This window comes from Phytopseudomonas straminea (assembly GCF_900112645.1).
Lineage (GTDB): Bacteria > Pseudomonadota > Gammaproteobacteria > Pseudomonadales > Pseudomonadaceae > Aquipseudomonas > Aquipseudomonas straminea.
On record NZ_FOMO01000004.1, the window covers coordinates 534,930 to 548,417 of the forward strand.

Annotated in this window: 10 protein-coding genes and 1 pseudogene; 4 read left to right on the forward strand and 7 right to left on the reverse strand. The window is 63.0% G+C overall.

What is annotated here, in order from left to right; genetic code table 11:
• Nucleotides 1-5: 5 nt before the first annotated feature.
• The 5 genes from BM279_RS13015 to BM279_RS13035 all read right to left on the reverse strand — a co-directional run bounded on the left by BM279_RS13015 (nt 6) and on the right by BM279_RS13035 (nt 5,730).
• Nucleotides 6-1,649, reverse strand: coding sequence for a DUF2138 domain-containing protein (locus BM279_RS13015; RefSeq protein WP_093504234.1), 1,644 nt, complete (start codon nt 1,647-1,649; stop codon nt 6-8).
• Nucleotides 1,650-1,664: 15 nt separating this feature from the next.
• A complete protein-coding gene (locus tag BM279_RS13020) occupies nt 1,665-2,432 on the reverse strand; it encodes a YfaP family protein (RefSeq protein WP_093504297.1) in 768 nt (255 codons plus the stop codon).
• 318 nt (nt 2,433-2,750) lie between these two features.
• On the reverse strand, nt 2,751-3,692 hold the full coding sequence (locus BM279_RS13025; protein ID WP_093504235.1) for an AEC family transporter: 942 nt from the start codon (nt 3,690-3,692) through the stop codon (nt 2,751-2,753).
• Between the two features lie 145 nt (nt 3,693-3,837).
• The gene (locus BM279_RS13030; protein ID WP_093504236.1) at nt 3,838-4,398 is read right to left on the reverse strand and encodes a response regulator transcription factor; all 561 of its coding nucleotides are present in this window, start codon (nt 4,396-4,398) and stop codon (nt 3,838-3,840) included.
• A 72-nt stretch (nt 4,399-4,470) separates the two neighbouring features.
• Nucleotides 4,471-5,730, reverse strand: a complete 1,260-nt coding sequence (locus BM279_RS13035; RefSeq protein ID WP_093504238.1) for an ATP-binding protein — start codon at nt 5,728-5,730, stop codon at nt 4,471-4,473.
• 468 nt (nt 5,731-6,198) lie between these two features.
• Here BM279_RS13035 and BM279_RS13040 point away from each other — a divergent pair, with 468 nt between their 5' ends.
• The 3 genes from BM279_RS13040 to BM279_RS13050 all read left to right on the forward strand — a co-directional run bounded on the left by BM279_RS13040 (nt 6,199) and on the right by BM279_RS13050 (nt 10,180).
• On the forward strand, nt 6,199-7,500 hold the full coding sequence (locus tag BM279_RS13040; RefSeq protein ID WP_093504240.1) for an MFS transporter: 1,302 nt from the start codon (nt 6,199-6,201) through the stop codon (nt 7,498-7,500).
• Between the two features lie 179 nt (nt 7,501-7,679).
• Entirely contained in the window at nt 7,680-8,384 is a 705-nt protein-coding gene (locus BM279_RS13045) for an SIMPL domain-containing protein (RefSeq protein ID WP_093504242.1), read from the forward strand.
• A gap of 197 nt (nt 8,385-8,581) precedes the next feature.
• On the forward strand, nt 8,582-10,180 hold the full coding sequence (locus BM279_RS13050; RefSeq protein ID WP_093504244.1) for an ABC transporter substrate-binding protein: 1,599 nt from the start codon (nt 8,582-8,584) through the stop codon (nt 10,178-10,180).
• A 262-nt stretch (nt 10,181-10,442) separates the two neighbouring features.
• Here the strand turns inward: BM279_RS13050 and BM279_RS23170 are convergent.
• Nucleotides 10,443-10,571: pseudogene (locus BM279_RS23170) on the reverse strand (aminopeptidase P family protein); the annotation flags it as partial.
• A 274-nt stretch (nt 10,572-10,845) separates the two neighbouring features.
• Between BM279_RS23170 and BM279_RS13055 the strand changes: the two are divergent.
• Nucleotides 10,846-12,444: an ABC transporter substrate-binding protein gene (locus tag BM279_RS13055; RefSeq protein WP_093504246.1), complete on the forward strand. Its 1,599-nt coding sequence runs from the start codon at nt 10,846-10,848 to the stop codon at nt 12,442-12,444.
• Nucleotides 12,445-12,711: 267 nt separating this feature from the next.
• Here the strand turns inward: BM279_RS13055 and BM279_RS13060 are convergent.
• The coding region (locus BM279_RS13060) for a M24 family metallopeptidase (RefSeq protein ID WP_244154160.1) at nt 12,712-13,488 on the reverse strand (777 nt) is incomplete at its 5' end.

The following is a 13,488-nucleotide window of genomic DNA, read 5'->3' on the forward strand; positions in this document are numbered from 1 at the left end:
AGTGATCAAAGCGCGCGCCATTCGAGCGGAATCCACTTCCAATCGTCATCGGCTTCGGTGTCTTTGGGCAGCGTCAGCGCGAACTGGCCATAACCGCCGAGGGCGCGCAGCTTGGGCAGCAGGTGGGTGTCGGCGGCGTTGCGGAATACCGGCTCGTAGTTGGCCGGCAGGCTGTCCAGGGTTTCCTGTTCGAGCAGGCGCGACAGGCCTTCGGGCGCCAGGTATCCGGGCACCACGCCGTCGGCTGGCAGCACTTCGGCCAGTGGCGGGAAACGCTTGTTCAGCGTATCGAGCGCCTTGTTAACCAGCCGGTCATCCAGGGAGAACAGCAGGGTCTGGCCTTGACGCGCCAGGCTCACCCGGAAAAAGCCCTGGGAGACCAGCGCATCGGGGATGGCGCCCTGCTCCGCCGGGTACTGGCCGAAGTTGGAGCCCACCTCGCGGCGCCAGGTGTGGCCATCGGCCGTGGCCTGGCTTTCCACCGGAAAGCGACCGTTCTCGGCATTGGGCTCGAAGGCGCCGATCATGCCGTCGAACAGCCCGCCGATGGCCTGATCCAGCTCCGGCGTGGCGACTTCATCCAGATGGGCGACCAGCAGCGGCGAGTGCAGCCGCGAGTCGGCGTACCAGCACAGGCCGGCAACGTTGCCCAGGCGCTTGCGCAGCTCTTCGCTGGCCTGCTCGCTGGCGCCGACCTTGGCCAGCAGTTTTTCGGCGCTGCCCGGCGCCACCGGCACCGCCACGCAAGCGCTGGCGCCCATGGGCATGGCTTTCCAGATCGCCGTGAAGTCCATGGCCGGCTGGTCGTCCACTTCGTTCAGTGCCAGGAAGCTGCTCCAGCCGCCCTCGCCCTTCTCGAAACGCACCCCGGCAAAGGCCGGGAAGAAGCGCTGATAACCGAGTGCGACGTACTCGCCGCTCAGGGAAATGCGCTGCTGCTCGGTTTCGCGAGCCTTGAGGCCGAAGCGCTTGGCGAAGGGATTGTCACCATCGAGCAGTGCCTCGACGGATTCGGTGGCGTCGCGGCCGAGCTTGTCGTCCTCGCCGAACAGCATGCCGGGCGATGACAGCACCAGCAGTTTGTCGCCATGGCTGGCAAACAGCAGGGCGCGATCACCCAGGTAATTGAGGCGGTACAGCGGCACGCTGCTGCCATCGACGCGCAGCTCACCGGCCTGGCTGAGCTGGGTGTCGTCCAGCGCCACATGGGCCAGGGGCTCGAGTACCTTGGCCAGGCCGCCGCGCTGCATGACCATCACGAAGTGCTTGAGCTTGCCGTCGGCGCCCTTCCAAAGGGCGACGTCGGCGGGCTGGTCGAGCAACTCGTCGAGCAAGTTGTCGCGCAGTTTCAGGTCACGCTCGTAGATGATCCGCCGCAGGCTGCCGACCAGCCCGAGGCGGTCGGCGTTGTGCTCGTAATAGAACACGAAGTCCTCGGTGAGGGTGTCGCGCAGCAGCGGCACGGCCAGCAGGTCCTTGGGCAGACGGCTGAGCGAGGCGCTTTCGATCAGCGCATCGGGGTGTTTGAGGTCCAGGCCCAAGGCGCTGCGCTCACCGAGTTCGCGTGAGTCCTGACCGCAGGCAGCCAGCAGGCCGGCCGTCAGCAGCAGAGCGACGTGGCGCAGGTGGGCAGTGGTATTCCGGTTCATCCGAGCCTCGGGATATCAGTAATTGAAGGATTTCACGAAAAGCAGCTCGCCAATGGCGCGCAGCGGTACCACGAAGGTCTCGCGCTTCTCGTTGACGGTGTTCTCGTTGAAGATCAGGTTGATCTGCGCGGTGATGATCTCGTTCTGGTTGCTGCCGGCCTCGAAGTTGTAGCCCTCGCTGCCCAGGTTACCCCAGTAGTTCACGTAGATCAGGTAGGTACCTTGCAGCGGCGCAGTCATGGTGAACATTTCCGGGCCGGGACCATCGACGCTGTCGACATCCAGGCCGCCGCCATTGGTGAGTACCGGGTGGCTCCAGAACGCGTGCTGGCCATCCGGGGTGACCACATGCAGGTCGAGCTCGGCCTTGGGATCGTCCCAACCGAGCACCATGCGGATTCGCGCCGGCGTGCGCAGGTTATTGGCCTCGTAGAACTGCACGCGCTTGAGCGATTTGCCCTCGCCAGCCACCAGCTCCACGCTATTGGAGCCCGCACCAAAGGCGTAAGGCCGGGCAAAGCTGCCCTGCTCATCGGTGTACAGCGGCAGCGGGTTGCCGTTGACCACTAGCCGATGTGGCGCACGCAGCTGACCGATGTTCTTGAGAGTACCTTCGATCAGGCTGCGCCCACGCTGGGCGCCGCGGTCGATGGGCGGCGTCGGGTACGCCACACGGGCGTCGCTATCGCCATCGTTGAGGCCGTAATAGCGCCAGCCGCCGCTGGGGCCTTGCAGGGAAACGGACGGTGCGGTCTGCCCAGGCTCGGCCCAGCTCAATGGCATGGCAAGCAGGGCGCAGAGCAGCAGCACCAGCCGCGAGGCGACCGGTGCGCGCCGAAAGGCTCGGCATCGCAGAGGGAAACGAACCACCGCACTGCACTCCTTGTGCTGGCTCAGCAGCGCTGGCGCCCGCACTCACACTGTTGGCTCTGAGAAAAGAAATCGCTGCGTGCGGCGTCATCAGCCGCATTGGGCGGCGCCGTCACATCAGGTTACACGCTGGGCAGGAATGCTAGCGAGTTGCCCGGAGGCTGACAATCGTGGCACTTGCGAATCGGTACTGAATCACAATCAACGCGCGTCCGCTCACAACAATCGCCGTCAAACCCATCCCGCCCACTGCAACAGCAACAACCCGACGTTGGTGGTGACCACCGCGGCCAGCGTAGTGATCACGATGATAGCTGCGGCCAGCTGGTAGTTACCATTCACCGCCCGGGCCATGACGAAGCTCGACGCTGCCGTTGGGCTGCCCAGATAGAGGAACAGGATCGCCAGGTCGGCGCCGCGGAAGCCCAGAGCCCAGGCGCCGATGGTCGCCAGAAATGGCAGCCAGACCATCTTCATCAGGCTGGAGCTGACCGCCATGGCGCTGCTCTCGCGCAGCGAGGCCAGGGACAGCGTGCCGCCGATGCAGATCAGTGCGAGCGGCAGGGTCATCTGCGCGAAGTACTCGGCGGAGACCATGGTCCAGTGCGGCAGCGGCACCTTCCAGTAGGCGACGGGAATGGCCGATAGCACGCCGATGATCAGCGGGTTGGTGAAAATGCTCTTGCACAGCGACCAGGGGTCGGCCTTCATGCCTGGCGCGTAGATGTTCAACACGATGGCCGACAGCACGTTGTAGCAGAGGATCACGATACCACCGAGCACCGCGCCTACCGACAGGCCATAGTCGCCGAACATGCTGGTGGCCAGAGCCAGGCCAACGATGCCGTTATTGCCGCGAAACGCACCCTGGGTATAGATGCCGCGGTCTACCTTCGGGCAACGCCAGATCGACCACAACCAGGCCAGGGCGAAGCTCGCCACGGTAGCGAATACGAAGTAGCCGATCAGCGCAGGTTGCAGCGCGGTGCTCAGGTCCGCCTGGACGATGCTGATGAACAGCAGCGTCGGCATGGTGCCGCGAAACACCAGGGACGAGGCGGTATCGATGAAGGGGTCGTCGATCCAGCGCAACCGCTTGAGCAGCACGCCGAGAAACAGCATGGCGAAGACGGGGGCGGTGATCGCCAGTGTCTGCTGGACTACAGCGAGCATGGAGGTTCCGAAGGGTGAAGAGGCCATGGAAAGCGCCGACGCGCCTGCGCTCAGGCACGTCGATAGGCTGCTAATGATAGCAAGGCTTCAGCCCCCCGGGCGGGCGCTTGTCAGGGCGCGCCGCTCGCAAGCAATGCGACTGACCTCAGCGGCGAACCGGGCGCTTCTGCAGTTTGCGCTGCAGGGTACGGCGGTGCATACCCAGGGCGCGGGCGGTCGCCGAAATGTTGCCCTCATGCTCGGTCAGCACGCGCTGGATGTGCTCCCACTGCAAGCGATCCACCGACATGGGGTTTTCCGGCACCAGGGTGTCGAGATCGGCGTGCTGGGTCAGCAGTGCGGCAAGCACGTCATCGGCATCGGCAGGCTTGCACAGGTAGTTGCAGGCGCCACGCTTGATGGCTTCCACGGCGGTGGCGATGCTCGAATAGCCGGTGAGGATCACCACGCGCATCTCGGCATCCAGCTCCAGCAGCTTGGGCAGCAGCACCAGGCCGGAATCGCCTTCCATCTTCAGGTCGAGCACGGCGTAATCGGGCAGGTCCTGGGCGGCCAGTGCCAGGCCTTCCTCGGCGGAAGCGGCGGTGGACACGCGCAGCCCACGGCTGCTCATGGCGCGCGCCATCACGCGAGTGAAGGTGGGGTCGTCGTCGACCAGCAGCAGGTGGGGCTGTTCTTCGCTTTCCAGCAGCGTTTCGTCACTCATGGTTCACTCCTCAATACATGCTCGCGGTCTGCCGGCTCGGCAGTGCGCTGCATCGACAAACCTGCGCCAGGCTCACACCCGGGCGTAGGCGCGCGGCAACTTGAGCTCGGTGAGCGTGCCGCCTTCTTCATGGTTATACAGCTTCACCGTGCCGCCGGCGCGGGTCACGCTGGCCTGGCTGAGAAACAGGCCGAGGCCGAAGCCCTTGCCTTTGCCCTTGGTGGTGAAGAACGGCCGGCCCAACTGCTCGGCGATAGCCAAGGGTACACCGGCGCCGTAGTCACGGATGCTCAGGCGTACCCACTGGTGATCCCAGTCCAGGCTGATTTCCAGGTTGTCCGGGCAGGCATCGGCGGCGTTGTTGAGCAGGTTGAGCAGCGCCTGAGTGAGGTCGGCCGGCGGCATCAGCTGCGGCGACTTGCCCACACCCAGGCACTCGTAACGGTAGCTGGCTTCCGGGCGCATCAGGTGCCAGCGGTTTAGGGTGGTTTCCAGCCAGCTGACCGCCGGCATTTCCACCACGGCCTGGCGACGGTCCGCCTCGGCGGCGCGCACCAGGTGCTGCAAGGTTTCCTTGCACAGCTTGACCTGCTCCTGCAGCAGCGCCAGGTCCTCCTGCAGCAGCGGATTCTGGTGCTCGCGGCGCAGCTCCTTGATCAGCACGCTCATGGTTGCCAGCGGCGTGCCCAGCTCGTGGGCGGCGCCGGCAGCCTGGGTGGCGACGGCCAGCAACTGCTGGTCACGCATGCCCTCCTCGCGGCGCTCGGCGCGCAGTTTTTCCTGCTGGCGCAGTTCCTCGGCCATCTTGGCGACGAAGAAGGTGATCAGCCCCGCCGCCAGGGCGAAGCTCAGCCACATGCCGTACACCAGCAGGCTCTCGCGTGGCCCCACGGGCAGTTGCAGCGGGTGCGACCAGACCAGCAGCAGCGTGTAGGACGCCAGCGCCATGCCGCCGAGAATCATGGTGAACAGCCATGGCAGCGTCGCGGCGGCGATGGTCAGCGGCACCAGGTAATAGGACACGAAGGGGTTGGTGGAGCCGCCCGAGTAATACAGCAGCACGCTGTGGATGATCAGGTCGAAGCCCAGGTGAATGGCGTACTCGGCCTCGGTAACCGGCCAGGGCCCGCGCAAGCGCAGCGCCGTCAGCAGGAAAAGCACCAGGGACGCGCCCAGGGTGATGCTCAGCTGCAGCCAGGGCAGCGGCAACAGATCGGATTTATACGCCAGGCCAACCGAACCGGCTTGCGCGGCCAGCACCAGGAGGCGAATCAGGGTCAGCCGCCAGAGGTTCTGGCGACTGGCGGACAACAACTGAACAGGGGCCAGCATCAACTCTCCTAAAGGCTCATGGCGAGCCCGGCGAGTATAACCAAGGCCACCTGCCGGCTGATGCGGCAACGCGCCGCAGCAGCCCAGGCGGCAGGCTCGATTGCATCGTCATGCACGTGCGCACGCGCAAGTCATGAGGTACAGCTCGCTGCCCTCAACTGCACTGGGACAGGAATAGCACTACGCCACACGTCATCGTACGACAGGGCTAAATCACGGTTTTTCGCGGCAGGTTCCCGCCTATACCGCGCGACAAAACCGAGCAAAAACGCACGTCAAAACGGTTAAAAACCCGAAAATCAGCGCCAAACTCCTTTTTAGTTATAAAAATAAAACTCAATATTCACATATTTATGTTGTATGACAACATATTTCTTGAGAGCGTATATATGTAACAAATTGTCTCAGATCGCTCACGAAAGCAGCCCTGAACAATCACCAGTCTCCAAGAATAATTCAGGTGAAATAATGAGAATAAAAGGTATCCGGTGGTGGATGGTCAGCCTGGTCACTGCCGGCCTGGTCATCAACTACCTCGCTCGCAACACCCTGTCGGTCGCCGCCCCTACGCTGATGACCGACCTCGCCATCAGCACCGAGCAATACGCCAAGATCGTCGCCGCCTGGCAGATCTGCTACGCCCTCATGCAGCCCATTGCTGGCTGGGTCATCGACTTCATCGGCACCAAACTGGGTTTCGCGGTGTTCGCCATTGGCTGGTCCATCGCCTGCGCATCTGCCGCGCTGGCTACCGACTGGAAGAGCATGGCGTTCATGCGCGGTCTGCTCGGCATCACCGAAGCAGCCGGCCTACCGGCTGGCGTAAAGGCCACCACCGAATGGTTCCCGGCCAAGGAGCGCTCGGTGGCCATCGGCTGGTTCAACATCGGCTCCTCCCTTGGCGCGCTGCTGGCGCCACCCCTGGTGGTCTGGGCGATCCTGCACAGCGGCTGGCAGCTGGCGTTTCTGATCGTCGGCGGCTCGGGCCTGGTGTGGACGCTGCTGTGGGCCTGGCTCTACAAGCACCCGCGTGACCAGAGGCGCCTGGGCGACGAAGAGCGCGACTACATCCTTTCTGGTCAGGAAGCCCACCTGCACAGCGAGAAGCGTGAGAAAGGCGCCTGGAAAGGCATCTTCAAGGTGCGCAACTTCTATGCAATCGCCGCCGCGCGGGTGCTGTCCGAACCGGCCTGGCAGACCTTCAACGCCTGGATTCCGCTGTACCTGATGACCGAGCGGCACATGAACATCAAGGAAATCGCCATGTTCGCCTGGCTGCCCTTCCTTGCCGCCGACATCGGCTGCGTGCTCGGCGGCTACCTGAGCCCGTTCTTCCACCGCTACTGCAAGGTATCGCTGTTCACCTCGCGCAAGATGGTGCTGCTGTTCGGCGCCAGCTGCATGATCGGCCCGGCCTGCATCGGCCTGGTGGAAAGCCCGTACACGGCGATTCTGTTGCTGTGCATCGGCGGTTTCGCGCACCAGACGCTGTCCGGCGCGCTCTACTCGATCACCTCCGACTCCTTCAAGAAAGATCAGGTGGCCACTGCTACCGGCCTGGGCGGCATGTGCGGCTACCTGGGCGCTGCAGCCTTCACCCTGGTGTTCGGCGTGCTGGTCACCCAGATCGGCTACAGCCCGCTGTTCGTGGTACTGGCGATCTTCGATATCGTCGCTGCCATTCTGGTCTGGACCGTCGCCCGCGAACGGCATGACACCGGAGCGCCGGCGCCCACCCCGCTGCCTGACGCCCACGTCACTCCCGCCTGACCGCACACCACGCCCGGCACTGGCTGGGCGTGGTTCCCCGCTGCGCCGTCTACTGTCTGAAAAGCGCTGTCTACCTGCCCTGCAAAAAAATTTGCCGAACCTTGACCCGGTTACCCGATGTCCTTCGTCTACCTTGATGAACGCGGCAGCCAGCCGCACGTAACCGAAAAGGAATCGCCATGCTGCCACTGTCCCGCCTCGCCACCGCACTGGCCTTCACCACCGCCGGCCTGCTGAGCATCGCCGCGCACGCCGAAGAGCCGCGCTACAACCAGATTTCCCTGAGCACCCAGGTCAGCCATGAAGTGGCCCACGACCTGATGCAGGTCACCCTGTACACCGAAGCCCAGCAAAAGGACCCGGCGGCACTGGCCGCCGAGATCACCCGCACCCTCAATGCAGGCCTGACCCAGGCCCGCGGCGTGAAGGGCGTGACAGTTTCCCAGGGCAGCCGCAACAGCTACCCGGTATACAGCGAGAAAGGTGAAGAAATCAGCGCCTGGCGCGAGCGTGCCGAAATCCGCCTGGAAAGCGCCGACTTCGCCGCCCTCTCCAAGCTCACCGGCGAGATGCTGAAAACCCTGAAGATGGGCGGCATGAGCTTCAGCATTGCCGACGCCACCCGCAAGAAGGAAGAAGACGCGCTGATCAAGGACGCCGTCGCGGCCTTCAAGGAGCGCGCCCAGCTGACCACCGAAGCCCTGGGCGGCAAGAGCTACAAGCTGGTCAGCCTGAACCTCAACAGCGGCGGCTTCGTACGTCCACCGATGCGCATGGAGGCCATGAAGGCCTCGGCGTTTTCCGACAGCGCAACGCCAGAGGTCGAAGCCGGTACCAGCCAGGTGACCATGAACGCCGACGGCGTGATCGAGGTACAGCTGTAATCCGCCTGCCGGCGTCACAAAAGAGGAGGTTGCGAGCGTGCTCGCAACCTCCTCTTTTTTTGCCCGGCGCTTTTCGGCACAGCCCGTGCATAGGCTGAAACAAGGTCTAGGCTCAAGGCAGGCTCGTCACCATCCGACACGCCACGCTTCAACGCAGCAGACCCCTCAGGAAAAATCACAACAGACATGAGGTAACCATGCACAAGAACGCCTTTATTCAGGCTTTTGTCGTCGCCGGCCTGATAGCCAGCGCCCCCTTCGCACAGGCAGCCGGCAATCTGGTGTACTGCTCCGAAGGCAGCCCCGCGGGCTTCGACCCGGGGCTCTACACCACCGGCACCGATTTCGATGCCGCAGCGGAAACCGTCTTCAACCGCCTCTCGCAGTTCGAGCGTGGTGGCACCTCGGTGATGCCGGGCCTGGCGGAGAAGTGGGACATCAGCGATGACGGCCTCACCTACACCTTCCACCTGCGTAAAGGCGTGAAATTCCACACCACCGACTACTTCAAGCCGAGCCGCGAATTCAACGCCGACGACGTGCTGTTTACCTTCAACCGCATGCTCAACAAGGACGACCCGTTCCGTAAGGCCTACCCCACCGAGTTCCCGTACTTCACCGACATGGGCATGGACAAGAACATCGCCAAGCTCGAAAAGGTCGACGAACACACGGTGCGCTTCACCCTCAACACGGTCGACGCCGCCTTCATCCAGAACATGGCCATGAGCTTCGCCTCGATCCACTCCGCCGAATACGCCGCCCAGCTGCTCAAGGCCGGCAAGGCATCGGAAATCAACCAGAAGCCCATTGGCACAGGCCCGTTCGTGTTCAGCCGGTACCAGAAGGACGCGCAGATCCGCTACAAGGGCAACAAGGAATACTGGAACCCGGATGACGTGAAGATCGACAACCTGATCTTCGCCATCAATACCGACCCGTCGGTGCGCATGCAGAAACTGCGTGCTGGCGAGTGCCACGTCAGCGTTTACCCGCGCCCCGCCGACCTGGAAACCCTGAAGAAGGATCCCAAGCTGCAGATGCCTGATCAGGCTGGTTTCAACGTCGGCTACCTGGCCTACAACACCGAGCACAAGCCGCTGGACAAGCTGGAAGTGCGCCAGGCGCTGGACATGGCGATCAACAAGCCGGCGATCATCAATGCCGTGTACCAGGGCGCCGGCCAGGTGGCGGTCAACGGCATGCCGCCGACCCAGTGGTCCTATGACGACACCATCAAGGACACCCCCTACAACCCGGAAAAGGCCAAGGAGCTGCTCAAGGCCGCCGGCGTGAAGGAAGGCACCGAGATCACCCTGTGGGCCATGCCGGTGCAGCGCCCGTACAACCCCAACGCCAAGCTGATGGCCGAGATGCTTCAGGCCGACTGGGCCAAGGTCGGCATCAAGGCACGCATCGTCAGCTACGAGTGGGGCGAGTACAACAAACGCGCCAAGGCCGGCGAGCACGACACCCTGCTGATCGGCTGGACCGGCGACAACGGTGACCCCGACAACTGGCTGGGCGTGCTGTACGGCTGCGACTCCATTGGCGGCAACAACTACAGCCGCCTGTGCAACAAGGAGTTCGACGCGCTGATCAAGAAAGCCAAGGCGATCAACGACCGCGACGAGCGTACCGCGCTCTACAAGCAGGCCCAGCAGCTGCTCAAGGCCGACGTGCAGAACACGCCAATCGCCCACTCCACGGTGTACCAGCCGATGAGCACCCGGGTGAAGGACTTCAAGATCAGCCCGTTCGGCCTGAACTCCTTCTACGGTGTGAGTATCGAGTAATCCCTGCAGCGTGAATGAAAACGCCCGGCCAATCGGCCGGGCGTTTTCGTTTCCGGGAGCCTGTGATCTTGCAGATCGACTTCAGCGCGTTGCCTGCAAAAGGTGAGAGCGGCCAATGAATGCGTGGCTTTGTAGGAGGGGCTTCAGCCCCGAGCTCTTTGTTTGCCTTGATAAAAAGCTCGCGGCTAAAGCCACTCCTACCAGATCGCCCGATGTCCGCTTTTGCCTTTCATATCGCCCAGAAATCGGCTCCAGGGACGCTTCAGGCATTCAACCCGAATGGATCATCCACCGAGTGGCTGGGCTGGGTAAACCAGCACGGGCCTTCGACCGTCATATAGAAGTGATCTTCCAGGCGGACGCCGAACTCACCCGGCACGCAGGCCAGCGGCGTGTCGTCACGCGCCAACGAAAGCGGGTGCTGAGCCAGCCCATCACGGGGTTCGCGACTATGCGCAAATAAGCAGGCTCGCCACCACTAAAGCGGCAAGCACTGGCCGGCACCAGACAGAGCCCGTGAGCGCGATCCAGTACGGCATCGCATAGGCAATGGGAAAAGGATCGCAAACGGGTTATTAGCAGCAAACCAGATGATCTTGTAGAAAAAATCCAGAGTGCGGCATGCTCCATCGACACACCGATTCACACCTGTCGACAGGACATTCATGGACAAGACCCTATTCAAACCCTTGCTACTGACCACCGCACTGTTGGCCTGTGCGCCAATGGCCCAGGCCGCCAGCACCCTGGTTTACTGCTCCGAGGCCAGTCCGGCCGGCTTCGACCCCAGCCAGTACACCAGCGGCACGGATTTCGATGCGTCGGCGGAAACCGTGTTCAACCGCCTCACCCAGTTCAAGCGTGGCGGCACCGAGGTCGAATCGGGGCTGGCCACCGAGTGGCAGGTGGCCAATGACGGGCTGAGTTACACCTTCCACCTGCGCAAGGGTGTGAAATTCCATACCACCGACTATTTCACGCCGAGTCGGGACTTCAACGCCGACGACGTGCTGTTCACCTTCAACCGCCTGCTCGACCCCGAGCAGCCATTTCGCAAGGCCTATCCTTCGGAGTCGCCCTACTTCACCGACATGGGCCTGAACACCACGATCAAGAGCGTGGAAAAGCTCGACGACTACACCGTGCGCTTCAACCTCAACAATGTCGATTCCGCTTTCGTGCAGAACCTGGCGATGAGCTTCGCCTCGATCCAGTCGGCCGAGTACGCCGCCAAGCTGCTCAAGGAAGGCAAGGCTGGCGAGATCAACCAGAAGCCGATCGGCACCGGGCCGTTCGTGTTCAAGCGCTACCAGAAAGATTCCAGCATCCGCTATACCGCCAACCGGCAGTACTGGAAGCCCGAAGACGTGAAGCTCGACAACCTGATCTTCTCGATCAACACCGACGCCGCCGTGCGCCTGCAGAAGCTCAGGGTCGGCGAATGCCAGGTCAGCGGCTACCCGCGGCCCGAAGATATCGAGCTGGCCGAGAAGGACCCGAACCTCAAGGTACTCAGCCAGCCGGGCTTCAACCTGGGCTTCCTGGCCTATAACGTCACGCACCCGCCACTCGACCAGCTCAAGGTGCGCCAGGCATTGGACATGGCCATCGACAAGCCGGCGATCATCAAGGCCGTTTACCGCAGTGCCGGGCAAGTGGCCGAGAACGCCCTGCCGCCTGGCCAGTGGGGCTTCGACCCGAAGATCAAGGACGCCCCGCACGATCCGCAAAAGGCCCGGCAACTGCTCAAGGAGGCCGGCATCGTCCCCGGCACCCAGATCAACCTGTGGGCCATGACCGTACAGCGCGCCTCCAACCCCAATGCCAGGCTCTCGGCCCAGATGATTCAGGCCGACTGGGACAAGATCGGCATCAAGGCCAATATCGTCAGCTACGAGTGGGGCGAGTACATCAAGCGCGCCAAGGCCGGCGAACACGACGTGATGATCTACGGCTGGACCGGCGACAACGGCGACCCGGACAACTGGCTGGGTGTTCTCTACAGCTGCGCAGCGGTCAAGGGCAGCAACTATGCCAAGTGGTGCGACCCCGCCTATGACAAGCTGGTCACCCAGGCCAAGACCACCAGCAACCACGACGAGCGCATCAAGCTGTATCAGCAGGCCCAGCAGATCCTCAAGGCTCAGGTACCGATCACCCCGATCGCCAACTCCCGGGTGTTCCAGCCCATGCGCAAGGAGGTGCAGGACTTCCGCATCAGCCCGTTCGGCCTGACGCCCTTCTACGGCGTCAGCATCGACTGAACCAGCGCGGTGAATGAAAAACGCCCGGCCAATTGGCCGGGCGTTTTCGTTTCCAGGAGCCTGTTCATGATCTTGCGGATTGAATTCAGCGCGTTGCCTGCAAAAGGCGGGGGCGGCCGATGAATGCGTGGCTTTGTAGGAGGGGCTTCAGCCCCGAGCTCTTTGTTTACCTTGATAAAAAGCTCGCGGCTAAAGCCACTCCTACCAGATCGCCCGATGTCCGCTTTTGCCTTTCATGGCGCCCAAAAAGTCGGCTCCAGGGACGCTTCAGGCATTCAACCCGAATGGATCATCCACCGAGTGGCTGGGCTGGGTAAACCAGCGCGGGCCTTCGGCCGTCATGTAGAAGTGATCCTCCAAACGGATGCCGAACTCGCCCGGCACACAGATCATCGGCTCGTTGCTGAAGCACATGCCTTCGGCAAGCGGCGTATCGTCGCCACCGACCAGGTACGGGCCTTCGTGGATGTCCAGGCCGATGCCGTGACCGGTGCGGTGCGGCAGGCCCGGCAGTTTGTAGGCCGGGCCCAGGCCCGCGGCCTCCAGGCTGCGGCGAGCGGCGGCGTCGACGCTGGCGCAGGGCGCACCGATCACGGCGGCTTCGAAGGCCGCCTCTTGGGCGGCCTTTTCCTTGTTCCAGAACTCGCGCTGGCGCTCGCTCGGCGTGCCGAAGACGTAGCTACGGGTGATGTCCGACAGGTAGCTGTGCACCTGGCAGCCGGTGTCGATCAGCACCATGTCGCCGTCCTTCAGGGTCTGCGCATGTTTGACGCCATGGGGGAAGGCGCTGGCCGGGCCAAACAGCACGATGCAGAAGATCGAACCCGGCGCGCCGACCTTGCGGTGTGCCTGACGAATGAATTCGACGACTTCGGTGGTGGTGATGCCTTCGTGAAGGATGCTCGCCGCGGCCTTGTGCACTTCCAGGGTCATGTCCTTGGCGCGTTGCATCAGGGCGATTTCGGCGGCCGACTTGCGCTGGCGGCACAGGGCGGTAACCGACCCGGCGTCGACGAAACGGTAACCGCTGGTCAGCTTGCGAAT